We start from the raw sequence: 24,631 nt of genomic DNA, 5'->3' as shown, positions 1-24,631 counted from the left end.
GCGTTGTGTTGTGCAAAGCCCTGCATTCGAGATGGGGCCCTGACAAAAAACCGTGCCTGAGGCGCAACCTGCATTGTGTGAGGAGAGATCGCGATGACGTCGTACAACTCCGGGGCCCAACCCCAAACCCGCACACCACAATCCATCGGCTTTCTGCTGTTGGACAATTTCACGCTGATCTCTCTGGCCTCGGCCGTGGAGCCACTGCGCATGGCCAACCAGTTGTCCGGCCGTGAACTGTATCGGTGGACTACCTTGAGCGTGGATGGCGGGCAAGTGTGGGCCAGCGACGGCTTGCAGATCACTCCGGACGCCTCAATGCACAAGGCGCCAGCAATGGACACCGTGATTGTCTGCGGTGGTATTGGTATTCAGCGCACCGTTACCCGTGAACACGTTACCTGGCTGCAAAGCCAGGCGCGGCAGTCGCGCCGGTTGGGTGCGGTGTGCACCGGCAGCTGGGCACTGGCCTGTGCGGGCCTGCTTGATGGCTTTGATTGCAGCGTGCACTGGGAATGCCTGGCAGCCATGCAGGAAGCCTTCCCTCGCGTCAGCATGAGCACCCGGCTGTTTACTCTCGACCGTAACCGCTTCACCAGTTCCGGTGGCACTGCGCCGCTGGACATGATGCTGCACCTGATCAGCCGTGATCATGGTCGTGAACTGTCAGCGGCGATCTCGGAAATGTTTGTCTACGAGCGTATTCGTAACGAGCAGGATCATCAGCGTGTGCCGCTCAAGCACATGCTTGGCACCAACCAGCCGAAGCTGCAGGAAATCGTCGCGCTGATGGAAGCCAACCTGGAAGAGCCGATCGACCTCGATGAGCTGGCGGTGTATGTCGCGGTATCGCGGCGACAGCTGGAGCGCCTGTTCCAGAAGTACCTGCACTGCTCGCCATCGCGTTATTACCTGAAGCTGCGGTTGATCCGTGCCCGGCAACTGCTCAAGCAGACGCCGATGTCGATCATCGAAGTGGCGTCGGTGTGTGGCTTTGTTTCCACGCCGCACTTCTCCAAGTGCTACCGCGAGTACTTCGGTATTCCGCCGCGTGATGAGCGTGTGGGCTCCAACACCGCCCAGCAGGTGGCAATGATGCCGATTCCACAGGCACTGGTGCTGTCGCCACTGGCAGGGCCGATGTCGGCACTCAGCCAGGCGCGCAACGAATCGACTTTCGCCAGCGTACGCCTGTAGCCGAAAGCGCTTCCGGCCTTTTCGCGGGCAAGCCCGCTCCCATGCGAGAGCGGGTTTGCCCGCGAAAAGGTGTCAGCTACGGTTGCTGTTGAACTGTGCCAGCGCCGGCAACAGCTGCTTTTCGATGGCCTGGCGCACAGCCGGCAGGATGGTCGCGCTGCTGGTGTACATCTGCTCGACCATACCGCGCAGCGCCTTGGCCCGAGGCTCACTCAAGCCCCGCACCGCACACTCGCACGCTTGCTCGGCAGTTGCCCCGGCAGGCATTTCAAAACCCAGTGCGCGCAGTTGGCCCAGCAGGTCGTCCTGATCAATCAAATCCGCATGCATCATGGCTGTTGTCCTTGTCGACGGGAGGGATTGTGGGTCGATTCTGGTGTTCGCCAATCAGCGGAGCAAGGGCAGCGTGTCGCAATGGCCGGCATACCTATGAACAGGTCGTTTTCGGCTAAATCGAAGGGCAGGGGAGGCGGCACACTGGGGCCAGGTTTCAGTATGGACGGTTTGGTCACCCTCCAGATGTAGCGCGTCATTGCTCGCTTTTGACCCCGGCTTGTCACGGCTTGCCGGGGTTTTTTTTGCCTTGAAGTTTGTGGCGGTGCGAGCAGGCATCGCCAGCGTTAGCGACCGGCCTTGAGCAGCACCGCGCAGGCGCATTTGTAGGCTTCGTGCTGGTACTTGTTCAGCGAGCCGGGCAATTCCAATGCGTGTTTCTTGCTTTGGGCGCTGACCGTCTGTGGTGACAGCAACTGCACTTCGCAGGTGTCCAGCAGTTGCAGGATGCCTTCGATCTTGAAGGTGGTCGGGCCACCTGCGAACTCACCTTTCTTGCTGCGTTTCTTGATTGCCAGGTGGGTGATGCCGTGGTCGGCAACGAACTGCCGGGCCTGGTTGGCGAAGGCTTTGACGTTGGCGGCCTCGTCGTCATCCTCCAGGGCGATTTTCTTGGTCGCCAAAGGCCGGTGCACGGGTAGGCCAGCTTCAAGCGTAGCCACCGCGAGCAGGGCTTCGCTGCCCTTGATTTCGATTCCGCAAACGTTCATTCGTACCTCAGGGTGGGGTTATTGCAGGCCCAGTGACTGCAGATACTCGGAGCGATCATCGCTGCGTTGGGCCAGGCAGGTGTTCTGCGCGGTTTCGAAGTCCTTGCTGCCGGGCTTCTCGGCGAAGGTCTCCACGGCGCAATCGGCATCGCGGGCCTTGCTCCAGAGTTGCTCGGCGTTTTTCAGGCGGGCGCTCAGTTCAGTGATCTGCGCCGGCTGGCCGGCGTACTGCTCCTTGATGCGATCAAGCAGGTCGGCAAAGGCTGCATTCAGCTCGCGCTCGGCGGTCTGGCGGTTATAGACCGCGCAGTCGTAGCTCTGCTGGCTGGTTTCGACGTTGTCACAGGGCGTGCTCTCTTCTTCCGCCGCCTGGGCGCCGAAGCTCAGGGCCGCCAGGGCCAGCCATACCATTGGTTTCATCTACGACATCCCCCAAGCCGGTGTTTGGAACAGAAGTGCCGATTCTCGCTCAGCCGCGAGACAAATAACAGCGCCGCAGGCGCCCATTACAGCCATCAGGGCAGGGCCGCGAAGGGGTGCTTTGTCGCCCTTTGACGCTTTCGGCAATACCCCTGTCGTTTTTGCACCGAGGCCCTTCCGGCCCCAGGCATATGCTGGCCCCAAAGCGCCGGCAGACGATTCGGCGCAGGCATCGAGAAAAGGGGACCGCCTGATGAGCCCAGCCGAATTACACGCAGACAGCATCGTTATCGACGGGCTGATCATCGCCAAATGGAACCGCGAGCTGTTCGAGGACATGCGCAAAGGTGGCCTGACCGCTGCCAACTGCACCGTGTCGGTGTGGGAGGGCTTCCAGGCGACCGTCAACAACATTGCTGCCAGCCAGAAGCTGATCCGCGAAAACAGCGACCTGGTGATTCCGGTGAAGACCACCGCCGACATTCGTCGGGCCAAGGAGCAGGGCAAGACCGGGATCATCTTCGGCTTCCAGAACGCCCATGCCTTTGAAGACCAGCTGGGCTATGTCGAGGTGTTCAAGCAGCTCGGCGTCGGTGTGGTGCAGATGTGCTACAACACCCAGAACCTGGTCGGTACCGGCTGCTATGAGCGTGACGGCGGGCTGTCGGGCTTCGGTCGCGAAGTGGTGGCCGAGATGAACCGCGTCGGCATCATGTGCGACCTCTCTCACGTGGGCTCCAAGACCAGTGAGGAAGTCATCCTCGAATCGAAAAAGCCGGTGTGCTACTCCCACTGCTTGCCGTCCGGCCTGAAGCAGCACCCGCGCAACAAGTCCGATGAAGAACTGAAATTCATCGCCGACCATGGCGGTTTTGTCGGCGTGACCATGTTCGCGCCGTTCCTGGCCAAAGGCATTGACTCGACCATCGACGACTACGCCGAGGCCATCGAGTACACCATGAACATCGTCGGCGAAGACGCGATCGGTATCGGTACCGATTTCACCCAGGGCCACGGCCAGGAGTTCTTCGAGTGGCTGACCCATGACAAGGGCTACGCCCGCCGCCTGACCAACTTCGGCAAGATCGTCAACCCGCTGGGCATTCGTACCGTAGGCGAGTTCCCCAACCTCACTGAAACGCTGCTCAAGCGCGGCCACAGCGAACGCGTGGTGCGCAAGATCATGGGCGAAAACTGGGTCAACGTGCTGCGCGACGTGTGGGGCGAGTAAGCCTCCAAACCAAGTCTCTCTAACCCCTGCCAACTGAGCAGGGGCTGCCAACCAAATTTTCTGGAGTTGAGTTTCCATGGCCAAGATCGCCCCGCAATTGCCTATCGAAGTCGACAGCGAGACCGGTGTCTGGACCTCCGACGCCCTGCCGATGCTGTACGTGCCACGGCATTTCTTCGTCAACAACCACATGGGCATCGAGGAAGTGCTCGGCGCTGACGCCTATGCCGAGATCCTCTACAAGGCCGGTTACAAGTCCGCCTGGCACTGGTGTGAAAAGGAAGCCGAGTGCCATGGCCTGGAAGGTGTCGCGGTGTTTGAGCACTACATGAAGCGCCTGTCCCAGCGCGGCTGGGGCCTGTTCAAGATCCAGGACATCGACCTGGAAAAAGGCACCGCCAGCGTCAAGCTGGAGCACTCTGCCTTCGTTTATGTGTACGGCAAGGTCGGGCGCAAGGTCGACTACATGTTCACCGGCTGGTTTGCCGGTGCCATGGACCAGATCCTGGCAGCGCGTGGCAGTTCGATCCGTACCGTGGCCGAGCAGGTCTACGGTGGTTCGGAAGAAGGCCACGACGACGGCCTGTTCATCGTCAAGCCGCTGTAAGTCGAGGATCCCGCCATGGCTTTCGAAGCAATGTTCCAGCCGATCCAGATCGGCAAACTGACCATCCGTAACCGCGTACTCAGCACCGCGCACGCCGAGGTTTATGCCACCGACGGCGGCATGACCACCGAACGCTACGTGAAGTACTACGAAGAGAAAGCCAAGGGCGGTATCGGCCTGGCCATTTGTGGGGGCTCCTCGGTGGTGGCCATCGACAGCCCGCAGGGCTGGTGGAAATCGGTCAACCTGGCCACCGACCGGATCATCCCGCATTTCCAGAACCTGGCCGATGCCATGCACAAGCATGGCGCCAAGATCATGATCCAGATTACCCACATGGGCCGTCGCTCGCGCTGGGACGGTGAACACTGGCCAACTCTGATGTCGCCGTCGGGTATCCGTGAGCCGGTACACCGTGCTACCTGCAAGACCATCGAGCCGGAAGAAATCTGGCGGGTGATCGGCAACTATGCCCAGGCCGCGCGCCGGGCCAAGGAAGGTGGCCTGGACGGCGTCGAGCTGTCGGCGGTGCACCAGCACATGATCGACCAGTTCTGGAGCCCACGGGTCAACAAGCGTACCGACGAATGGGGCGGTACCTTCGAGAAGCGCATGCGTTTCGGCCTGGAAGTGCTCAAGGCTGTGCGGGCTGAAGTCGGCCCGGATTTCTGCGTCGGCATGCGTATTTGCGGGGATGAGTTCCACCCCGATGGCCTCAGCCATGAAGACATGAAGGAAATCGCCAAGTACTACGATGCCACCGGTATGGTCGATTTCTTTGGCGTGATCGGCTCCGGGTGTGACACCCACAACACCCTGGCCAACGTAATTCCGAACATGAGCTACCCGCCAGAGCCGTTCCTGCACCTGGCGGCTGGTATCAAGGAAGTGGTCAAGGTTCCGGTGCTGCACGCACAGAACATCAAGGACCCGAACCAGGCCACACGCATTCTGGAAGGCGGCTATGTCGACATGGTCGGCATGACCCGTGCGCACATCGCCGACCCGCACCTGATCGCCAAGATCAAGATGGGCCAGGTTGACCAGATCAAGCAATGCGTCGGTGCCAACTACTGCATCGACCGCCAGTACCAAGGCCTGGATGTGCTGTGCATCCAGAACGCCGCGACCTCCCGTGAATACATGGGCGTGCCGCACATCATCGAGAAGTCCACCGGGCCGAAACGCAAGGTGGTGGTGGTTGGTGCAGGCCCCGCCGGGATGGAGGCTGCCCGCGTGGCTGCCGAACGTGGCCATGACGTTACCCTGTTCGAGAAAAAGGACGCCATTGGCGGGCAGATCACGACGGCGTCCAAGGCACCGCAACGTGACCAGATTGCCGGTATCACCCGCTGGTACCAACTGGAGCTGGCGCGGTTGAAGGTTGACCTGCGCTTGGGCACCGCCGCCGACGCGGCGAGCATCCTCGACCTGCGCCCCGATGTGGTCGTGCTGGCCGTGGGCGGGCATCCGTTCCTGGAGCAGAACGAACACTGGGGCGCTGCCGAAGGGCTGGTGGTCAGCAGTTGGGACGTGCTCGACGGCAAGGTTGCGCCGGGCAAGAACGTGCTGGTGTACGACACTATCTGTGAATTCACCGGGATGTCGGTGGCCGACTTCATCGCCGACAAGGGCAGCCAGGTCGAGATCGTCACTGACGACATCAAGCCGGGTGTGGCCATTGGCGGTACTTCGTTCCCGACCTACTACCGCAGCATGTACCCGAAAGAAGTGATCATGACCGGCGACCTCATGCTGGAAAAGGTCTACCGCGAGGGCGACAAGCTGGTGGCGGTGCTGGAGAACGAATACACCGGTGCCAAGGAAGAGCGGGTGGTCGACCAGGTGGTGATCGAGAACGGCGTGCGTCCGGACGAAGCACTCTACTACGCGCTGAAGGAAGGCTCGCGCAACAAGGGTCAGATCGACATCGAAGCCCTGTTCGCGATCCAGCCGCAGCCGATTCTCAGCCAGCCGGGCGAAGGTTACCTGCTCTATCGCATCGGTGACTGCGTCGCTCAGCGCAACACGCACGCAGCAATCTACGACGCCTTGCGCCTGTGCAAGGACTTCTGATCGCTCAGTCGGCACACATCGGCCCTAGTGGGAGCGGGCAAGCTCGCGAAAGCGCCAGCACGAACAACACCGTTGTCTGATCTGACGCATTCGCGGGCACGCCCGCTCCCACAGGGCCGGTGCAGGATTCCAAGGGCCTGAACCCCTTGCAACCGCTGTTGTGGGAGCCTCCCATGTTGAACACCCTTCTACCCATCCTGCTGTTCGCTGCCATTGGCCTGGCGGTGCTCGGCGCCTTGCGCCGGGTGCGCATGTGGCGGCGTGGCCGCCCGTCCAAGGTCGACCTGCTCGGCGGTTTGCTGGCCATGCCGCGCCGCTACATGGTCGACCTGCACCATGTGGTCGCGCGTGACAAGTACATGGCCAACACCCACGTGGCGACTGCGGGCGGCTTTGTGCTGGCGGCGGTGCTGGCGATCCTGGTACACGGTTTTGGCTTGCATAACCGCATTCTCGGCTATGCCTTGCTGCTGGCAACGGTGCTGATGTTTGGCGGTGCGCTGTTCGTCTACAAGCGCCGCCTGAACCCGCCTGCGCGGTTGTCCAAGGGCCCGTGGATGCGCCTGCCGAAAAGCCTGCTGGTGTTCGCTGCAAGCTTCTTCCTCGCCACCTTGCCGGTGGCCGGCATTCTGCCGGAGGGCTTTGGCGGCTGGTTGCTGGTAGCCCTGCTCGGTGTCGGTGTGCTCTGGGGTGTGTCCGAGCTGTTTTTCGGCATGACCTGGGGCGGGCCAATGAAACACGCCTTCGCCGGTGCCCTGCACCTGGCCTGGCACCGCCGTGCCGAGCGTTTCGGTGGCGGTCGCTCCACCGGGCTCAAACCGCTGGACCTGGAAGACCGCAACGCGCCATTGGGCGTAGAAAAGCCCAAGGATTTCACCTGGAACCAACTGCTGGGTTTTGACGCCTGCGTGCAGTGCGGCAAGTGTGAAGCGGCCTGCCCGGCGTTTGCCGCGGGCCAGCCATTGAACCCGAAGAAACTGATTCAGGACATGGTCGTCGGCCTGGCCGGTGGTACCGATGCGAAGTTCGCCGGCAGCCCCTATCCGGGCAAGCCGATTGGTGAGCACGGCGGCAACCCGCATCAACCGATCGTCAATGGTCTGGTCGATGCCGAAACTCTTTGGTCGTGCACCACCTGCCGCGCCTGCGTGGAAGAGTGCCCGATGATGATCGAGCACGTCGATGCCATCGTCGACATGCGCCGGCACCTGACACTGGAGAAAGGCGCGACCCCGAACAAGGGCGCCGAAGTGCTGGAAAACCTGATCGCCACCGACAACCCGGGGGGCTTTGCACCGGGTGGGCGGATGAACTGGGCCGCCGACCTGAACCTTGAGGTGCTGGCCGAGAAGAAAACTGCAGACGTGCTGTTCTGGGTCGGTGACGGCGCCTTCGACATGCGCAATCAGCGCACCCTGCGTGCGTTCGTCAAAGTGCTCAAGGCGGCCGCCGTGGACTTCGCCGTGCTGGGCCTGGAAGAGCGCGACAGCGGTGACGTGGCCCGTCGCCTGGGCGACGAGGCGACGTTCCAGGCGCTGGCCAAGCGCAACATTCAGACCCTGGGCAAATACAGCTTCAAGCGTATCGTCACCTGCGATCCGCACAGCTTCCACGTGCTGAAGAACGAATACGCGGCCTTTGGCGGCGAGTACCTGGTACAGCATCACAGCACCTACATTGCCGAGCTGATTGGCGCCGGTGCGCTCAATCTCGGCCAGCACAAGGGCAGCAGTGTCACCTATCACGACCCGTGCTACCTGGGCCGCTACAACGGCGAGTACGAGGCGCCGCGTGAGGTTTTGCGTGCGCTGGGTATCGAGGTCAAGGAAATGCAGCGTTCGGGCTTCCGGTCCCGTTGCTGTGGCGGTGGCGGCGGTGCGCCGATCACCGACATTCCGGGCAAGCAGCGTATTCCCGACATGCGCATGGAGGACATCCGCGAAACCGGCGCCGAGTTGGTGGCGGTAGGTTGTCCACAATGCACGGCCATGCTCGAAGGGGTGGTTGAGCCACGCCCATTGATCAAGGACCTGGCAGAACTGGTCGCCGATGCCTTGCTTGAAGACGAAGTGCCTGTGAATAAGTCGGCAGCCGCCAAACGTAGCGCTGCGGAGGTGCATTGATGAGCGACATTATTCGCCGCGACCCTCGCGCTGAGTGGATCGCCCGCAACCGCCTGCACCCGTTGCATGCGGCCATGCAGACACAACAAACGACGTGGATGGGCCCGAACGGCCTGATCCGCAAGAACCCTCATGCTGTTGGTTTCATTGGCCCTAACGGCATCAAGCGAATCGACCGCAGTGGCGCCCAGCAGGGCAGCAGCAACAAGCGCAGTGCAGCGGTCGAGGTGCAGCTGCCGCTGCATCAACTGGCCGCGCCTGCCTTCTACATTGCCGTGGTACCGGACATGGTCGGTGGTCGCCTGAGCAGTCACGACCGCGACCTGTTGGGGCTCGCCCGTGGCTTGGCCGGCAGTGACGGTGCGGTACTGGCGGTGCTGTTTGGCGAGCACAAGGAAAGCAAATTCGACACGGCCGGCGTTGACCGCCTGTTGGTGATCGAAGGTGATGCCTTTGACGGTTATGCACCGGAGCAACGGGTCCAGGGCCTGCGCGCTGTGGATAACCAGTTCAACCCACGCCACTGGCTGCTGCCTGACAGCCGCACCGGTGGCGCTGAGTTGGGGCGGCGCTTTGCTGCAGCGCTGGGCGAGCGCCCGGCAACCCGCGTCTGGCAAGTCAAGGATGGCCTGTGCAGCGGCCGTGCGGGGGCTGGGCAGCAAGACCTGATTCGTGACCTGCCGCGGCTGATTCTGGCCTCGGCCGAATGCGCCGAGCCGGTCAGTGAAACCCGCCACGAAGCGCTGCCAGTGACGTTATCCACAGCCGTGGTCCGTAGCCTGGCACGCATCGAAGACCTCGGCCCGGTGGCCGTCGACCCGGCGGCGATTGCCATGGCCGAGGCCGAGTTCATCGTCTCTGGCGGTAATGGTGTCAAGGACTGGAACCTGTTCCACCGCGCTACCGTTGCGCTGGGCGCCACCGAAGGCGCTTCGCGGGTGGCGGTGGACGATGGCTTCATGCCGCGTAACCGTCAGGTCGGCGCGACCGGTACCTGGGTCACGGCGCGGGTCTACCTGGCTGTGGGTATCTCGGGGGCGATCCAGCACCTGCAGGGCATTGGGGCCTGCGACAAGGTGGTGGCGGTCAACCTCGACCCGGGTTGCGACATGATCAAACGGGCCGATCTCTCGGTGATCGGCGACAGCGCAGCGATCCTCAAGGCGCTGATTGCCGCTGTGGATAACTACCGCAACGAAGCCAAGCGCGATGCCGCGTAGAGCAGGGGATAGCTATGAACACTAAGGTCATCAGCCTGGTTTCGATTGGCGCCCACCCGACCTCGGGTCGGGCCCGGCGTGCTGAACAGGATGCCCGTGCAGTCGAATTGGGCTTGCAACTGGCTGGGGATAACTTGCAGGTGCTGCATGCCGGCGACCCTCAGGAGCCGGCACTGCGCAGCTACCTGGGCATGGGGCTGGCGCAACTGGACGTACTCGAACAACCGGCTGGCAGCGATGCGCTCGTTGTGCTGGGTGACTACCTGCGCGATGCCGGAGCACAACTGGTACTGACCGGTAGCCAGGCAGAAACCGGCGAAGGCTCAGGGATGCTGCCGTTCCTTCTGGCCGAGCGCCTGGGCTGGCCGCTGGTGGTGGGGCTGGCTGAGGTGGAATCTATCCACAACGGCGTTGCACAGGTGCTGCAGGCCCTGCCGCGTGGCCAGCGGCGCCGGCTGAAGGTACGCCTACCGATGTTGGCCACTGTGGATAACGCTGCGCCCAAACCACGCCAGAGCGCGTTTGGCCCGGCGCGGCGCGGGGTATTGGCGGCACGCCATGTGGCGATCGTTGAAGACACGTTACTCACCGGCGCAGAACTGCAGCCCGCCAAGCCGCGCCCCAAGCGCTTGAAAGTGATCAAGGCCAAGAGTGGTGCCGACCGCATGAAAGCCGCTACCGCCAAGGCCAGCGGCGGCGGTGGCCAGGTACTCAAGGACCTCACTCCGCAAGCGGGTGCCGAGGCCATTCTGAAGCTGTTGATCGAAGAAGGTGTGCTGCGCTGACAGTTGCTCACAAAGTCTGTTGGCGGTTCTGTGGATAAAGTGTTTGCCTATGACTACAGGCCACGTATTACGTGGCCTGTAGTCGTTTGATCAGATTTTGACCAGTTGCAACTGGGGTTTTTCCAGCCTTTCCCCCTGTGAATGAAGCACCGTTCGCACGCATATTGCCCACAATCCTTGTTGGCGCTTCTGTGGATAATCTGTTCGCCCATGGCTGCAGGCCACGGAATACAAGGCGTTCAAGGTTTTGATCAAAAAACATACAAACACACCCAAAAGCACCGGCGATGATCGGGAAAACGCCGATAAATCGGGGCCTTGCGGGTTTATCCACATGGCTTTTTCAGCCTTGCACAGTTGCGCACAAAGTCTGTTGGCTGCTCTGTGGGTAAGGTGTTCGCCTTCTTCTGCAGGCCACGGTTTTAGAGGCGCTCAGAGGTTTGATCAAAAAGTGATCAATAGGGGGTGGGTCATCGAACAGGCCGCTGGCTCAGTTTTCCACAGGGGTTGCCCACATTAACTGTGGGTTGCCCTGTGGATAAAGTGTTCGCGAAGTGTCGCAGGCCCTGTGTTTGTTGGGCAATGCGCTGTTTGGTTAGATTTTGTACAGGCAGGATGGCATGGCGCCTGGATCACCGACAAGGCGCCTACCGAGGTGTAGGAAGCGCGCTTGCCGGCGATGGAGGAGGGGGCGACGCTTACTGTGCGGCTACACCCTTGAGGTAGGGGGCTGGTGCGGCACCGAGGTTGTTCAGCATGCGCTCGCTGTACCAGTCGATGAAGTTGACCACGCCAAACTCGTAGGTCTTGGAGTACGGCCCTGGCTGGTAGGCCGTGGAGTTGATGCCACGCTGGTTTTCTTCGGCCAGGCGACGGTCCTGGTCGTTGGTGGCGTCCCACACTTCACGCATGCGCTGCGGGTCGTAGTCGACGCCTTCGACGGCGTCCTTGTGTACCAGCCACTTGGTGGTGACCATGGTTTCCTGTGCACTGATCGGCCATACCGTGAAGACGATCATGTGGTCGCCCATGCAGTGGTTCCAGGAGTGCGGCAGGTGCAGGATGCGCATCGAGCCCAGGTCAGGGTTTTTGATGCGGCCCATCAGCTTCTGGCAGCCTTGCTTGCCGTCCATGGTCATCGATACGGTGCCTTTGAGCAGCGGCATGCGCACAATACGGTTACGCAGGCCGAAGCTGGCGTGGGCATACGGAATCTGCTCGGCATCCCAGGCTGCGGCAGAGGCGGCAACGTGGTCCTTGAAGGCCTGGTCGGCGCGTGGATCGGTGACGTCGTCCCATTCCAGGAGCGTTTTGAGCAGTTCAGGGTGCGAACCGTTGCAGTGGTAGCACTCGCGGTTGTTTTCCAGCACCAGCTTCCAGTTGGCCTTTTCCATCAAGGTGGTTTGCACCGCCACCTTGGTGTTCTCCATGTCGTAAGGCTCCATGTAATGGGCCAGGGTGGAGAGGAAGTCATCGATGGCCGGTGGGTGCTCCGCCAGGCTGACGAAGATGTAGCCGCCGGCGGTTTTCACATGCACAGGCTTCAGGCCGTATTGCTTCATGTCGAAGTCGGCGCCCATTTCGGTACCGGCGAACAGCAGGCGACCGTCCAGTTCGTACGTCCACTGGTGGTAAGGGCACACCAGTTTGGCCACTTTGCCCTTGTCGCTGGTGCACAGGCGCGAGCCACGGTGGCGGCAGACGTTAATGGAAGGCATGTACCTGACCTTCGGCACCCCGTACCACCATGATCGGGTTCTTGCCGATCTCCAGGGTGAGGAAGTTGCCCTTGGCCGGGATTTCACACGTCATGCCGGCGATCAGCCATTCCTTGTGGAAGATCTCCTGCATGTCGATCTGGAACAGGCGCTCGTCGTTGTAGAACGGTTGGGGCAGCGAGAAGGTCCGCTCGCGGTTCTGCAGCATGTCGGCAGTTGCCTTGCGTGCAGGTTCCAGTGGATCGCCCAGGCTCAGGGTTGCGGTGACGTCCATCGTGTAGGTCCTCATGGCCAAGCGTGTGGCCGGTGGAAGTGGCTAATCGTTGTTATGGCGACGCAAGGCTGAAGCAGCAGCATTCTTTGAGGTGGAGTGTGCGTTCGCCGCCGACATGAACCATATCCCTGGACGACATGGTCGAATCCGTTTCCGACGCGCCAGCCCTTGTCGGTGGGGGCTGGTCGCGATAAGCACGTCAATGTCGCGGATAGGAATGTGCGCCGGTTGCAGCTTGAGCAGAATCACTACCATCAGGCCACAGTCGGCCGTGGAGATGAGCATGTCCAATCCCTTTCTCAATCCGGTGACTACCCAGACCTGGGCCAACGGCCGCCATATCGTCCGTTGCGTCAAGGTGATCCAGGAAACCTGGGATGTGCGCACCTTTTGTTTCATGGCCGACCAGCCGATCATGTTCTTCTTCAAGCCCGGGCAATTCGTCACCCTGGAGCTGGAAATCGAAGGGCAGCCGATCATGCGCTCCTACACCATTTCCAGCTCGCCCTCGGTGCCCTACAGCTTTTCCGTGACCATCAAGCGGGTGCCGGGCGGCAAGGTGTCGAACTGGCTGCACGACACCCTGCACGAAGGTCAGGAGCTGGCGGTGCATGGGCCGGTCGGCTTGTTCAATGCAATTGATTTCCCCAGCCCCAAAGTGCTCTACCTCAGCGGTGGCGTGGGCATCACCCCGGTAATGTCGATGGCCCGCTGGTTCTACGACACCAACGGCAATGTCGACATGGTGTTTGTCCACAGCGCCCGTTCGCCGAAAGACATCATCTACCACCGCGAACTGGAGCAGATGGCCTCGCGGATCGACAACTTCAGCCTGCATATCATTTGCGAGAAGCACGGCCTGGGCGAACCTTGGGCGGGTTACCGGGGTTACCTGAACCACAAGCTGCTGGAACTGATCGCCCCGGACTTCATGGAGCGGGAGATCTTCTGCTGCGGCCCGACCCCTTACATGAACGCGGTCAAGCGCTTGCTTGAAGCCAGCGGCTACGACATGCGTCGTTACCATGAGGAGTCATTTGGCGCGACCCCGGCCGAGGTCAAGGCCGATGCCGTGGAACACGCCGAACAGGCCGCCGAAGCGGCCGAGGTGGACAACGCCGACCTGCATCAGGTGGAGTTCACCGCCACGGGCAAGAGCATTCGTGTCGCGCCCGGCGAGACCGTTCATGCGGCGGCGGCCAAACTCGGCCTGATGATCCCCAAGGCCTGCGGCATGGGCATCTGCGGTACCTGCAAGGTGCTCAAGCTGGGCGGCGAAGTGGAGATGGAGCACAACGGCGGTATCACCGATGATGACGTGGCCGAGGGTTACATTCTGTCGTGCTGCAGTGTGCCGAAGGGGGATGTACGTATCGAGTATTAAATAGCTGCCCTGTTTGAACATTGTTCAGGCAGGGCATTTATTGTGTGGGTGAAGTCAACTATCAGTTTTGACAGTCTAGTTGTGTAGATGCTGATCTCGAATCAGTATTTCATTGTGGTAGTGGGCGTGTGATTTAGTTCAGCAGGCTTTTGTTGAATGATCACTGTTGAGGAGTCGCCCGCTATGTCTGCAATTCCCTCGCGTACCCGCAGAACACAATCAAAACGCCTTCAGGCAAACGAAGTGCGTGCCTTGATCCCGGATTTTCCCTTCGACTACGGTGAGTACCTGGCACAGGCCGGCCAACAGCCACTGGGCAGTATTGCCCCGAGCCACTATGGCAAGCAGGTACTGGTGGTGGGGGCCGGCATCGCCGGGCTGACAGCCGCCTACGAGGCGCTGCGCATGGGCCTGCACCCAGTGGTGGTAGACGCCAGTGGTCGCCTGGGTGGGCGCCTCTATTCGAAAGTGGTGGGCACGGAAAACAACGAGAGTAGTGTGATCTGTGAGTTGGGCGCCATGCGTTTTCCGCTGTCGGGGAAGGCGCTTTATCATTATTTCGAAAAAGTGGGCATGGCCGACAACAGTACCGAATTTCCCAACCCGGGTACTGTGGCTGCAGTCAGTACGGTGGTCGATTATCAGGGCGAGAAGGTTTACTACGAAGAAGGTACAAACAACTTCCCGAGGCCTCCAGCGTATACGAACTTAGAAGATAAGTTTTTCGATGTTTTTCTGCAGCAAGAGCCTATTCGCTTTGGCGAAATGGAACAGGCAATGTCTACGGGTACGATCAATCAGAGCCTGATCAAGTCGATCTGGAATACTGTTTTGGAAAATGGCTGGGATAACCTCAGTTTCCACGCGGCCATGGTCGAGCAAGCCAAATGGACCCCCGAGGAGATCAACCTGTTTGGCCAGATCGGTTTCGGTACGGGCGGGTGGAACACCGACTACCCCAACAGTTTTCTGGAAGTATTGCGGGTGTTGTACACCGGGCTCGATACCAATCATCGGCTCATGTATGACGGTGCTTCGACGTTACCGACACGGCTATGGAACACCTCGCCAAGCACCTTTGGTGATGCGATGGTGCATTGGGCCGCAGGCACTACGGTTGAGGGGCGGTCTAAAGCCGTGTTCGCCAACCCGTTGCAACAGGAGGTACGGCATATCGTCCGCCAGGCGGATGATCAGTTTCGGGTTTACTTCCATGACCTGGTTACCGGGCAGGAACAGTCCCTGGAGTTTTCCAGCGTTATCTATACACCCCATGTGCGTATCCTCGACAAATTGCGCTACATGGGCGGCCCACAGCTGTTCGCGGATATGAACACGTTGCTGAGCAAAGCCCAGTGGGAAGCGGTGATGTATACCCACTACATGCAGTCGGCGAAGATCTTTGCGGGTACCCAGGAAGCGTTCTGGAAGACGCGTGGCGAAGACGGTAAACAGTTGATGAGTATTACCTTGTCCGACCGGCTGACCCGTGGCACCTACCTGGTGGACTATGGCCAGAGCACCGGTACCTACAAGGGCAGTGGGATGTTCCTCTCGTACACCTGGAACGATGACAGCCTGAAATTTCTGGGTGACCTCGCTGCACCGGTGTCTGGGCATGTCGAGCTGTGCACGACACTACTGGATGTGGTGTATCCGGGGTTGAACGTGGCATCCAGGTTTGCCACGCAGGACCCTTTCGTCGAGTTGAACTGGGAAGATCAGCCGCACTTTCTCGGTGCCTTCAAGATGAACCTGCCAGGGCAGTACGAGTATCAGCGCCTGTTGTTCAGCCAGTTCATGCAGGGTGTCGGTGGTGCCAACCCCTATGGCTTTATCCTCGCCGGGGATGATGTGTCGTGGACTGGCGGTTGGGCGGAGGGCGCGGTGACCACCGCCTTGAATGCGGTGGACAAGTTGGCGGCCAAGTACGGAGGGAGTAGCGCCAACGGCCCCATTAGCCAATGGGAAGCGCTCAAGCCCATTGAGCTTACCGCCGGGCCGAAGCTTACCGCCGAGCCCAGGAAAACACCGCCTCATGAGTCCGCCCCTCACAACCGCGGCAGACTCATGAAGGAGCAGGTTAAACGCTGAAACGGGCGACCAGGCTGTTCAGGTCGACTGCCAGGCGTGACAGTTCGGCACTGGCTGCGCTGGTCTGGTGGGCTCCGGTGGCCGACTGCACCGACAGGTCATTGATGTTGACCAGGTTGCGGTCGACCTCGCGGGCCACCTGCGCCTGTTCTTCGGCGGCGCTGGCGATCACCAGGTTGCGTTCGTTGATCTGCGCCACGGCACCGGTGATGGTGTCCAGGGCCAGGCCTGCACCACGGGCGATGTTCAGGGTCGACTCGGCGCGCTCGGTGCTGTTGCGCATCGAGTTGACCGCTTGCTCGGTACCGCCCTGAATGCTGCCGATCATGCGTTCGATTTCGCTGGTCGACTGCTGGGTGCGGTGCGCCAGGGCGCGCACTTCGTCTGCAACCACGGCAAAGCCACGGCCAGCCTCGCCGGCCCGCGCGGCCTCGATGGCGGCGTTCAGGGCCAGCAGGTTGGTCTGGTCGGCCAGGCCACGAATCACGTCCAACACTTTGCCGATGTCTCGTGATTCCTCTGCCAGGTTGCTGACCAACTCGGCAGTGCCCTGTACATCAGCGCTCATGCGCTCGATGGCACTGACGGTCTCCATCACCAGATCACGGCCATCGCCGGCCGAGCGGGTGGCGTCCTTCGATGCTTCCGAGGTGCTGACGGCGTTGCGCGCCACTTCTTCCACCGCGCTGGTCATCTCGGTGACTGCCGTGGCCGCTTGCTCGATTTCGTTGTTCTGCTGTTGCAGGCCACGGGCGCTTTCTTCGGTGACGCTGTTCAGTTCTTCGGCTGCCGACGCCAGTTGGTTCGCTGAGCCGGAGATCTGGTGCAGTGTGTCACGCAGTTTGTTCTGCATCTTGGCCATGGCCTGCAGCAGGCGCGCGGCCTCATCCCGGCCTTGGGTCTGGATCGGTCGGGTCAGGTTGCCTTCGGCGATCTGTTCGGCGGCTTGCAGGGCATCGTTGATCGGCTTGACGATGCTTCGGGTCAGCAGCAAGGCGCAGACGAAGGTCAGTACGGTCGCGACCACCAGCAGCGCGATGACCAGGGTGAATGCCGTGGAGTACTGTTCGGCGGCCACCTGGTTAGTGTTACGGGTTTGCTCTGTGTTGATCTTTACCAGATTTTCCATGAGCGTGTTGATCTGCTCGGAGTTGTCCAGCAACTCGCGGTTCAGCAGGGTGCGCAGTTCGTCCAGTTGGCCGGACTGGGCGTGGTTCTTCATGCGCGCTTCCAGTTGACGGTACTGGCTCAGTAACTGCACGTACTGGTTGTAGGTTGCGCGTTCGTTCTGATCGGCGATCAGCGGCTCGTAGGTTTTACGCACCTCATCAATCTGCGCGTTGCGCTTGTCCATCAGTGCCAGCGTGTCGCGTAGCTCTGCGGGCTCGCGGTTAACCAGCAAGCGATAAGCCAGGCTGCGCAGGCGCAGGGTGAGTTGGTTGAGCTCGCCCAGGTTCTTGATGCTGGGGATGCTGTTTTGCTCAATGACCACACCTGCCTGGCGGATCACACTCATCTGGTTGAGCGCGAAAATACCGAGCGCCAGCATCAGCGCACCGATCAAGGCAAAACCCAGCAGTGCGCGCGGCGCGATGTTCATATTGCGTAGGGACATGGTCGTTATCCGAAGGAGAAAGGGCACGCGATCCATGCGACGCATTTTGACGTACTCTGCCTATCGGTCGAATCGGACAAGACTTGAGGCACTTCGGCCGAAAGTAACGCTTGTGAATGAAATTTCATCTGGGCAATGGTGGGGTTGCCAGGGAACCGAGTTGTCCAATGTGTGTCAATCAACATCAAAGCGGGGCCTCTGGCCCAATATCCCTGGCGAGTGCGGTGAGTTTTCTTTATCGTGTGCGCCCCCTGCAAAAACCCCCGAGAAGGCATTATGTTGGAAACTTCCCTGAGTCAATTGGAACAACTGGTCAACGACCTGGTACAGAAGAATCAGGAACTGGCTGAGCGCACTGCCAAGCTGGAAGCCGAACTGGTTCATGCCAAGGATGAAAACGACAGCCTGCAACTGAGCCTGCTGGAGCAGGAAGAGAAGCAGGGCGCTACGGCCGCGCGTATCCAGGCGCTGGTTGAGCGTGCCGGTGGTGGCGCAGTCAACGCATGAAAACGACCGCGCAGTCGATCAATGTTATCTCGATCCTGGGCACCGATTATTCGATCAAGGCACCTGAAGGCGAAGAGCAGACCTTGCTCAAGGCGGTGCAAATGCTCAAGGCTTCGTTGGGTGACACCAAACGCAAGTACCCAGCCCTGATTGGCGACAAGCTGTTGGTGCTGGCGGCGCTGAACCTGTGCTCGCAGCAGATCGAACTGCAGCACAAGCATCAGGAAGCCCTCGACCGTTATCAAGAGCAAGTCAACGCCACGGTCGACGTCATCGCCCGGACTATCGGCAACAACTGATCGCCCATTCCTCCGACGTACTGCGCGCCTGAGCGCGCCGGCTTTGCCGGCGCTGGGCGCGTAGTGACCTGCAACGCGTTCTAGCCCCGTCCTGAGCCCTCTACATAAGCAAAACCGACACCTGCTCGGTTGGGTATTGTCTCGCGCTAATGGAATAATTGGATACCAAAGTGTATACAGTTGACCTGCCTGTTGCAGTACAGGGTCATTTGCTCGGGGGAATTCCATGCAGTTCTGGCGGCGCAGTATTCAGTGGAAGTTGATTGCAAGCATGGGTGCGGCCTTGTTGGCGAGCATTCTGGTGGTGGTCGCGATCTATACGCTGGCGGTTAACCGGCTGACGGAGCGTTATCTGGTCGAGACGGCACTGCCAGCGAGCATCGAGGCGATTCGTAACGACATCGAGCGGATGCTCGGACAACCGCTGACGGCGGCGGCGGACATCGCCAGCAATACCTTGCTGCGTGACTGGCTGGCCGAGGGCGAGGACGCCAGCCAACGTGCGCACTTTACCGAGTACCTGGATGCACTGCGCCAGCGCAACAACGCGTTCACGGCACTGTTTGCCTCTACGGTCTCCAATCATTACTACAACGAGAAGGGCCTGGACCGTACCCTGCGTCGCGACAACCCGGCCGATAGCTGGTTCTTCCGCTTCATCGACAGCGGTGACGAGCGGATGCTCAACATTGACGTCGATGGTAGCTCCGGTGAAGTGGCGTTGTTCATCGACTACCGGGTAGAGAAGGACGGCAAACTGGTCGGCATTGCCGGGCTGGGCCTGCGTTTGCATGAGCTGTCCGAGTTGATCCACAACTTCAGTTTCGGGGCGCGAGGACGGGTGTTCCTGGTGCGTGGCGATGGCTTGATCCAGGTGCATCCACAGGCCGAGTTCAGCGGTAAACGCCAACTCAGTGAGCAGTTGGGTGAGGCTGCGGCGAAAACCGCCTTGGTGCGGCAGGAGCGGGTGGTCAGTACGCGTTTTCAGCGTGATGGCGAAACCTTCCTGGCACTTAGCCTGCCGCTGCGCGACCTGAACTGGACGCTGGTGGCGGAAGTGCCCGAGTCGCAAATTTACGCCCAGGTGCATGAGACGGTCTGGCTGACCAGCCTGATCGGCCTGGCCGTGGCGCTGTTGTCATTGCTGCTGGTGGTCTGGCTGGCGCGTGGGTTGGTCAAGCCGATCCGCCAGGTAACCGCTGCACTGGTGGCCATCGGCAGTGGCGGTGGCGACCTCAGCCGTCGGCTGGATGAGGGCCGTAGCGATGAGTTGGGTGATCTGGCGCGTGGCTTCAACCGCTTTATCGACAGCCAGCGAGAACTGATCGGCCAGGTGTTGGGCACCACTGAGCGTTTGCACCGTGCGGTGGAACAGGTGACTCAGGTGGTGGACAACACCGCTGATCGCTCTGTGCGGCAGCAGGAAATGACCGAAACGGTTGCCACTGCGGTGCATGAGATGGGCTTGACCGTGCAGGACATTGCGCAAAATGCCGGTAATGCGGCCCAGGCATCGCAGGCTGCCCGCAATGAAGCCGAACACGCCCGTGAGGTGGTGCAGCGCTCGATTAGCCAGATCGAAGGCATGTCCAATGACATCGGCTCGGCCGCCGGTGCGGTTGGCGAGTTGGCTGCAGAAGTCGCCTCGATCGACGAGGTATTGGCGGTGATCCGCAGTATTTCCGAACAAACTAACCTGTTGGCGCTGAATGCGGCCATCGAAGCGGCGCGGGCCGGGGAAATGGGCCGTGGTTTCGCCGTGGTGGCTGATGAAGTGCGCACATTGGCTCAGCGTACCCAGGTGTCCACGGGTGAAATCCAGCAGATGATTCAACGGCTCAAGCAGGGCACGGGCAATGCCGTGGCCTCAATGCAGGCCGGGCAGGTGGCAACCGGTGCCGGTGTGGCGTCGAGCCAGCGCACCGGCGCATCGCTGGGGACCATTACGGATCAGGTGGAGCATATCAGCGACATGAACCACCAGGTCGCCACGGCGACTGAGCAGCAGTCGGCAGTGACCGAGGAGATCAACCGAACGGTGCAGGGTATCTCAGACCTGGCCCGGCAAACCGCCGCAGAAGTGCGCGGCTGCCGGGACGAGTGTCAGGCCCTGCGCGAGCTGGCTGACGACCTGGCGCGGCAGATGGGCGGGTTTCGCCTGTAGCCGCTGATGGTGTCAGGCGCTCATCACGGCGCGGATATCTGCCGCCAGTTCGCGTACCCGGGCTTCTTCGGTGTCCCAGGAGCACATGAACCGGGCGCCGCCGCTGCCGATGAAGGTGTAAAAACGCCAGCCCTTGTTGCGCAATGCTTCCAGGGCCGGTTCCGACATTTGCAGGAATACACCGTTGGCCTCCACCGGGAACATCAGTTCAACGCCGGGGATGTCCGCGACCAGCGAGCTGAGCAATTGTGCGCAGTGGTTGGCATGGGCGGCGTGGCGCAGCCAGGCGCCGTCCTCCAGCAGGCCGACCCAGGGGGCGGAGAGGAAGCGCATTTTCGACGCCAGTTGCCCGGCCTGCTTGCAACGGTAGTCGAAGTCCTCGGCCAGTTTGCGGTTGAAGAACAGGATCGCCTCACCCACCGCCATGCCGTTTTTGGTGCCGCCAAAGCACAGCACGTCGATACCGGCCTTCCAGGTCAGCTCGGCCGGGGTGCAGCCGAGGAAGGCGCAGGCGTTGCTGAAACGAGCGCCGTCCATGTGCAGGTTCAGGCCCAGTTCCTTGCAGGTGGCGCTGATCGCCTTGAGTTCATCCGGGCGGTAGACGCTGCCCACCTCGGTAGCCTGGGTGATGGTCACTACCCGGGGTTTGGGGTAGTGGATGTCCTGGCGCTTGAGCGCGACTTCGCGGATCGAGGCCGGGGTCAGCTTGCCGCCTTCGCTGCGGGCGGTCAGCAGCTTGGAACCGTTGGAGAAAAACTCCGGCGCGCCGCATTCGTCGGTTTCGACGTGGGCGGTCTCCGAGCAGATCACGCTGTGGTAGCTCTGGCACAACGACGACAGCGCCAGCGAGTTGGCGGCGGTGCCGTTGAAGGCAAAGAACACTTCGCAGTCGGTTTCAAACAGCTTGCGAAAGTGATCGGCTGCCCGTGCGGTCCATTGGTCGTCGCCATAGGCACGTTCGTGGCCGTGGTTGGCCTTTTCCATGGCGGCCCAGGCTTCGGGGCAGATACCGGAATAGTTGTCGCTGGCGAATTGTTGGCTTTGATCGGTCATGGTTCTGTCCTGAAAACGACGCAGGCAAGCACTCTAAACCAAGATTCGGTGAAGTGTCTGCTGCTGTATGGCCAGCGGCCCTGCAAGCGATGGGGCCATCTGCTGTAGGGTTTTTCGCGGGTTTTATCCTGCCTGTCGGGCTGACGCTCACGAGGTTATGTCGTAAACGCACCTTTGCGTGGCGCCCATAGGCATCTGGGCTGTCTGCGTCGGTCATACCATCGAATCCAAAGGGCGCTGTCCATGTCATGCCGCCCACCTAATGAAAGCCCATGCCGCTGCCGGGAGAGATGCGATGTTCAGCAAGCAAGACCAGATCCAGGGTTATGACGATGCACTGCTGGCGGCGATGAATGCCGAAGAGCAGCGTCAGGAAGATCACATCGAACTGATCGCCTCGGAGAACTACACCAGCAAGCGCGTGATGCAGGCCCAGGGCAGCGGCCTGACCAACAAGTACGCCGAAGGCTATCCGGGCAAGCGTTACTACGGCGGTTGTGAGCACGTGGACAAGGTCGAGCAACTGGCGATTGACCGTGCCAAGCAACTGTTCGGTGCCGACTACGCCAACGTTCAGCCGCACTCCGGCAGCCAGGCCAACGCGGCGGTGTTCCTCGCCCTGCTGCAGGCCGGTGACACGGTGCTGGGCATGAGCCTGGCCCACGGTGGCCACCTGACCCACGGCGCCAAGGTCAGCTTCTCCGGCAAGCTCTACAACGCGGTGCAATACGGCATCGACACTGCCACCGGCCTGATCGACTACGACGAAGTCGAGCGCCTGGCGTTGGAGCACAAGCCGAAAATGATCATCGCCGGTTTTTCGGCCTACTCGAAAACCCTCGATTTTCCACGCTTCCGTCAGATCGCTGACAAAGTGGGCGCTTACCTGTTCGTCGACATGGCGCACGTGGCCGGCCTGGTCGCGGCCGGGCTGTACCCGAACCCGCTGCCGTACGCCGACGTGGTCACCACCACCACCCACAAGACCCTGCGCGGCCCACGTGGCGGCCTGATTCTGGCCAAGGCCAACGAAGAACTGGAAAAGAAACTCAACGCTGCGGTGTTCCCCGGCGGCCAGGGCGGGCCCCTGATGCACGTCATCGCGGCCAAGGCTGTGTGCTTCAAGGAAGCCCTGGAACCCAGCTTCAAGGCGTATCAGCAGCAAGTGATCGACAACGCCCAGGCCATGGCTGGCGTGTTCATCGACCGCGGCTACGATGTAGTGTCCGGCGGCACCGATAACCACCTGTTCCTGGTCAGCCTGATCCGTCAGGGCCTGACCGGCAAAGAGGCCGATGCTGCCCTGGGCCGTGCCCATATCACGGTGAACAAGAACGCCGTACCGAATGACCCACAGTCGCCGTTCGTCACGTCCGGCCTGCGCATTGGCACCCCGGCGGTGACCACGCGCGGCTTCAAGGTCAGCCAGTGCACCGCACTGGCCGGCTGGATCTGCGACATTCTCGACAACCTTGGCGATGCCGATGTCGAGGCCGATGTGGCGAAAAACGTGTCGGCACTGTGTGCAGACTTTCCGGTTTACCGCTGAGTGGTTGAGGAGTAACTGACTATGCAACGCTACTCGGGCTTCGGCCTTTTCAAGCACTCGCTGAGCCACCATGAAAACTGGCAGCGCATGTGGCGCACGCCGACCCCGAAAAAGGTCTACGACGTGGTGATCGTCGGCGGCGGCGGGCATGGCCTGGCCACGGCCTACTACCTGGCCAAAGAACACGGCATCACCAACGTTGCGGTGGTCGAGAAGGGCTGGTTGGGCGGTGGCAACACCGCCCGTAACACCACCATCGTGCGTTCCAACTACCTGTGGGACGAGTCGGCGCACCTCTACGAACACGCCATGAAACTCTGGGAAGGCCTGTCGCAAGACATCAACTACAACGTGATGTTCTCCCAGCGCGGCGTCTACAACCTGTGCCACACCCTGCAGGACATGCGCGATTCGGAGCGTCGGGTCAGTGCCAACCGGCTCAACGGTGTGGACGGCGAACTGCTCAACGCCCAGCAAGTGGCCGACGAGATTCCGTACCTGGACTGCTCGAAGAACACCCGCTACCCGATCATCGGTGCCACCGTGCAGCGCCGCGGCGGGGTTGCCCGTCACGACGCCGTGGCCTGGGGCTTTGCCCGCGCCGCCGATGCCTTGGGCGTGGACCTGATTCAGCAAACCGAAGTCACCGGTTTCCGCAAGGAAAATGGCGTGGTCATCGGGGTTGAAACCAGCAAGGGCTTCATTGGCGCCAAGCGGGTCGGTGTGGTCACTGCCGGCAACTCCGGGCACATGGCCAAGCTCGCCGGCTTCCGCCTGCCGCTGGAGTCGCACCCGCTGCAAGCACTGGTGTCCGAGCCGATCAAACCGATCATCGACAGTGTGATCATGTCCAACGCCGTGCACGGCTACATCAGCCAGTCGGACAAGGGCGACCTGGTGATCGGTGCCGGTATCGACGGTTGGGTTGGCTACGGCCAGCGCGGCTCGTACCCGGTGATCGAACACACCCTGCAGGCCATCGTCGAGATGTTCCCGATCCTGTCCCGTGTGCGCATGAACCGGCAGTGGGGCGGCATCGTCGATACCTCGCCGGACGCCTGCCCGATCATTTCCAAGACCCCGGTCAAGAACCTGTTCTTCAACTGCGGTTGGGGCACCGGTGGCTTCAAGGCCACGCCGGGTTCAGGCAACGTCTTTGCCGCCAGCCTGGCCAAGGGTGAAATGCACCCGCTGGCTGCGCCTTTTTCCATCGACCGTTTCTACAACGGCGCACTGATCGACGAACACGGCGCTGCCGCTGTCGCCCACTAA

The 24,631-nt window shown here is 61.0% G+C and carries 19 protein-coding genes and 3 pseudogenes; 15 read left to right on the top strand and 7 right to left on the bottom strand.

Annotation, left to right across the window (positions count from 1 at the left end):
- Positions 1–93 precede the first annotated feature (93 nt).
- On the top strand, positions 94–1,197 hold the full coding sequence (gene gbdR / locus ACZ9H3_RS13900) for a choline metabolism transcriptional regulator GbdR (protein ID WP_102052219.1): 1,104 nt from the start codon (positions 94–96) through the stop codon (positions 1,195–1,197).
- A 72-nt stretch (positions 1,198–1,269) separates the two neighbouring features.
- Here the strand turns inward: gbdR and ACZ9H3_RS13895 are convergent, their stop codons facing one another.
- The 3 genes from ACZ9H3_RS13895 to ACZ9H3_RS13885 all read right to left on the bottom strand — a co-directional run bounded on the left by ACZ9H3_RS13895 (position 1,270) and on the right by ACZ9H3_RS13885 (position 2,660).
- Complete coding sequence (locus ACZ9H3_RS13895) at positions 1,270–1,530, bottom strand: hypothetical protein (RefSeq protein ID WP_065760213.1); 261 nt, start codon at positions 1,528–1,530, stop codon at positions 1,270–1,272.
- A 287-nt stretch (positions 1,531–1,817) separates the two neighbouring features.
- Entirely contained in the window at positions 1,818–2,240 is a 423-nt protein-coding gene (locus tag ACZ9H3_RS13890; protein ID WP_065760212.1) for a DUF3010 family protein, read from the bottom strand.
- Positions 2,241–2,258: 18 nt separating this feature from the next.
- Positions 2,259–2,660, bottom strand: coding sequence for a lysozyme inhibitor LprI family protein (locus ACZ9H3_RS13885; RefSeq protein WP_065760211.1), 402 nt, complete (start codon positions 2,658–2,660; stop codon positions 2,259–2,261).
- 253 nt (positions 2,661–2,913) lie between these two features.
- Here ACZ9H3_RS13885 and ACZ9H3_RS13880 point away from each other — a divergent pair, with 253 nt between their 5' ends.
- From ACZ9H3_RS13880 to etfB, 6 genes are all read left to right on the top strand, one after another.
- Positions 2,914–3,891, top strand: a complete 978-nt coding sequence (locus ACZ9H3_RS13880) for a dipeptidase (RefSeq protein WP_065760210.1) — start codon at positions 2,914–2,916, stop codon at positions 3,889–3,891.
- Positions 3,892–3,967: 76 nt separating this feature from the next.
- On the top strand, positions 3,968–4,498 hold the full coding sequence (locus tag ACZ9H3_RS13875) for a DUF5943 domain-containing protein (protein WP_065760209.1): 531 nt from the start codon (positions 3,968–3,970) through the stop codon (positions 4,496–4,498).
- 15 nt (positions 4,499–4,513) lie between these two features.
- Entirely contained in the window at positions 4,514–6,574 is a 2,061-nt protein-coding gene (gene dgcA, locus ACZ9H3_RS13870) for a dimethylglycine demethylation protein DgcA (protein WP_099776079.1), read from the top strand.
- Positions 6,575–6,747: 173 nt separating this feature from the next.
- Complete coding sequence (gene dgcB, locus ACZ9H3_RS13865) at positions 6,748–8,697, top strand: dimethylglycine demethylation protein DgcB (protein WP_099776077.1); 1,950 nt, start codon at positions 6,748–6,750, stop codon at positions 8,695–8,697.
- Entirely contained in the window at positions 8,697–9,917 is a 1,221-nt protein-coding gene (gene etfA / locus ACZ9H3_RS13860) for an electron transfer flavoprotein subunit alpha (protein WP_476221139.1), read from the top strand. The genes dgcB and etfA overlap by 1 nt, the downstream gene beginning before the upstream one ends.
- Positions 9,918–9,931: 14 nt before the next feature.
- A complete protein-coding gene (etfB, locus tag ACZ9H3_RS13855; protein WP_065760205.1) occupies positions 9,932–10,702 on the top strand; it encodes an electron transfer flavoprotein subunit beta in 771 nt (256 codons plus the stop codon).
- 698 nt (positions 10,703–11,400) lie between these two features.
- Here etfB and gbcA read toward each other — a convergent pair.
- Positions 11,401–12,694 (bottom strand): annotated as a pseudogene (gene gbcA / locus ACZ9H3_RS13850) (glycine-betaine demethylase subunit GbcA).
- A gap of 283 nt (positions 12,695–12,977) precedes the next feature.
- Here gbcA and gbcB point away from each other — a divergent pair.
- Complete coding sequence (gbcB, locus tag ACZ9H3_RS13845; RefSeq protein ID WP_099776075.1) at positions 12,978–14,078, top strand: glycine-betaine demethylase subunit GbcB; 1,101 nt, start codon at positions 12,978–12,980, stop codon at positions 14,076–14,078.
- 183 nt (positions 14,079–14,261) lie between these two features.
- A complete protein-coding gene (locus ACZ9H3_RS13840) occupies positions 14,262–16,172 on the top strand; it encodes a flavin monoamine oxidase family protein (protein WP_102052215.1) in 1,911 nt (636 codons plus the stop codon).
- Here ACZ9H3_RS13840 and ACZ9H3_RS13835 read toward each other — a convergent pair.
- Together ACZ9H3_RS13835 and ACZ9H3_RS13830 are read right to left on the bottom strand one after the other, a co-directional pair.
- The gene (locus tag ACZ9H3_RS13835; RefSeq protein ID WP_371917198.1) at positions 16,162–17,025 is read right to left on the bottom strand and encodes a methyl-accepting chemotaxis protein; all 864 of its coding nucleotides are present in this window, start codon (positions 17,023–17,025) and stop codon (positions 16,162–16,164) included. The two genes, ACZ9H3_RS13840 and ACZ9H3_RS13835, sit on opposite strands and share 11 nt — an antisense overlap.
- A pseudogene (locus ACZ9H3_RS13830) lies at positions 17,017–17,772 on the bottom strand (MCP four helix bundle domain-containing protein); the annotation flags it as partial. The gene ACZ9H3_RS13835 and the pseudogene ACZ9H3_RS13830, both read right to left, overlap by 9 nt.
- A gap of 291 nt (positions 17,773–18,063) precedes the next feature.
- On the opposite strand from ACZ9H3_RS13830, the gene ACZ9H3_RS13825 reads away from it, so the two are divergent.
- From ACZ9H3_RS13825 to ACZ9H3_RS13810, 4 genes and pseudogenes are all read left to right on the top strand, one after another.
- Entirely contained in the window at positions 18,064–18,294 is a 231-nt protein-coding gene (locus ACZ9H3_RS13825; RefSeq protein ID WP_065760200.1) for a hypothetical protein, read from the top strand.
- Positions 18,291–18,593 carry a cell division protein ZapA gene (locus ACZ9H3_RS13820; RefSeq protein WP_065760199.1) on the top strand — a complete coding sequence of 101 codons (303 nt, stop codon included), beginning with the start codon at positions 18,291–18,293 and terminating at the stop codon, positions 18,591–18,593. The genes ACZ9H3_RS13825 and ACZ9H3_RS13820 overlap by 4 nt, the downstream gene beginning before the upstream one ends.
- A 226-nt stretch (positions 18,594–18,819) precedes the next feature.
- Positions 18,820–19,896: pseudogene (locus ACZ9H3_RS13815) on the top strand (HAMP domain-containing protein); the annotation flags it as partial.
- Positions 19,897–20,019: 123 nt separating this feature from the next.
- Positions 20,020–20,757 (top strand): methyl-accepting chemotaxis protein, encoded by a 738-nt coding sequence (locus ACZ9H3_RS13810; RefSeq protein WP_407682251.1) that lies wholly within the window; start codon positions 20,020–20,022, stop codon positions 20,755–20,757.
- 12 nt (positions 20,758–20,769) lie between these two features.
- Here ACZ9H3_RS13810 and ACZ9H3_RS13805 read toward each other — a convergent pair whose 3' ends face one another.
- Entirely contained in the window at positions 20,770–21,810 is a 1,041-nt protein-coding gene (locus tag ACZ9H3_RS13805) for a threonine aldolase family protein (protein ID WP_065760197.1), read from the bottom strand.
- 295 nt (positions 21,811–22,105) lie between these two features.
- Here ACZ9H3_RS13805 and glyA point away from each other — a divergent pair, with 295 nt between their 5' ends.
- Together glyA and ACZ9H3_RS13795 are read left to right on the top strand one after the other, a co-directional pair.
- Entirely contained in the window at positions 22,106–23,359 is a 1,254-nt protein-coding gene (gene glyA / locus ACZ9H3_RS13800) for a serine hydroxymethyltransferase (RefSeq protein ID WP_476221136.1), read from the top strand.
- 21 nt (positions 23,360–23,380) lie between these two features.
- A complete protein-coding gene (locus tag ACZ9H3_RS13795) occupies positions 23,381–24,631 on the top strand; it encodes a sarcosine oxidase subunit beta family protein (RefSeq protein WP_099773990.1) in 1,251 nt (416 codons plus the stop codon).

It is taken from the genome of Pseudomonas sp. TE3910, assembly GCF_056279025.1.
The sequence above is the reverse complement of the archived record's forward strand: the minus strand, read 5'-3'. Positions and strand labels throughout refer to the sequence as shown.

Bases quoted from the DNA above. Each gene is read 5' to 3' on its own strand.
- gbdR (WP_102052219.1), top strand. From the start codon at position 94: ATGACGTCGTACAACTCCGGGGCCCAACCCCAAACCCGCACACCACAA.
- ACZ9H3_RS13895 (WP_065760213.1), bottom strand. From the start codon at position 1,530: ATGATGCATGCGGATTTGATTGATCAGGACGACCTGCTGGGCCAACTG.
- ACZ9H3_RS13890 (WP_065760212.1), bottom strand. From the start codon at position 2,240: ATGAACGTTTGCGGAATCGAAATCAAGGGCAGCGAAGCCCTGCTCGCG.
- ACZ9H3_RS13885 (WP_065760211.1), bottom strand. From the start codon at position 2,660: ATGAAACCAATGGTATGGCTGGCCCTGGCGGCCCTGAGCTTCGGCGCC.
- ACZ9H3_RS13880 (WP_065760210.1), top strand. From the start codon at position 2,914: ATGAGCCCAGCCGAATTACACGCAGACAGCATCGTTATCGACGGGCTG.
- ACZ9H3_RS13875 (WP_065760209.1), top strand. From the start codon at position 3,968: ATGGCCAAGATCGCCCCGCAATTGCCTATCGAAGTCGACAGCGAGACC.
- dgcA (WP_099776079.1), top strand. From the start codon at position 4,514: ATGGCTTTCGAAGCAATGTTCCAGCCGATCCAGATCGGCAAACTGACC.
- dgcB (WP_099776077.1), top strand. From the start codon at position 6,748: ATGTTGAACACCCTTCTACCCATCCTGCTGTTCGCTGCCATTGGCCTG.
- etfA (WP_476221139.1), top strand. From the start codon at position 8,697: ATGAGCGACATTATTCGCCGCGACCCTCGCGCTGAGTGGATCGCCCGC.
- etfB (WP_065760205.1), top strand. From the start codon at position 9,932: ATGAACACTAAGGTCATCAGCCTGGTTTCGATTGGCGCCCACCCGACC.
- gbcB (WP_099776075.1), top strand. From the start codon at position 12,978: ATGTCCAATCCCTTTCTCAATCCGGTGACTACCCAGACCTGGGCCAAC.
- ACZ9H3_RS13840 (WP_102052215.1), top strand. From the start codon at position 14,262: ATGTCTGCAATTCCCTCGCGTACCCGCAGAACACAATCAAAACGCCTT.
- ACZ9H3_RS13835 (WP_371917198.1), bottom strand. From the start codon at position 17,025: ATGCAGAACAAACTGCGTGACACACTGCACCAGATCTCCGGCTCAGCG.
- ACZ9H3_RS13825 (WP_065760200.1), top strand. From the start codon at position 18,064: ATGTTGGAAACTTCCCTGAGTCAATTGGAACAACTGGTCAACGACCTG.
- ACZ9H3_RS13820 (WP_065760199.1), top strand. From the start codon at position 18,291: ATGAAAACGACCGCGCAGTCGATCAATGTTATCTCGATCCTGGGCACC.
- ACZ9H3_RS13810 (WP_407682251.1), top strand. From the start codon at position 20,020: ATGACCGAAACGGTTGCCACTGCGGTGCATGAGATGGGCTTGACCGTG.
- ACZ9H3_RS13805 (WP_065760197.1), bottom strand. From the start codon at position 21,810: ATGACCGATCAAAGCCAACAATTCGCCAGCGACAACTATTCCGGTATC.
- glyA (WP_476221136.1), top strand. From the start codon at position 22,106: ATGTTCAGCAAGCAAGACCAGATCCAGGGTTATGACGATGCACTGCTG.
- ACZ9H3_RS13795 (WP_099773990.1), top strand. From the start codon at position 23,381: ATGCAACGCTACTCGGGCTTCGGCCTTTTCAAGCACTCGCTGAGCCAC.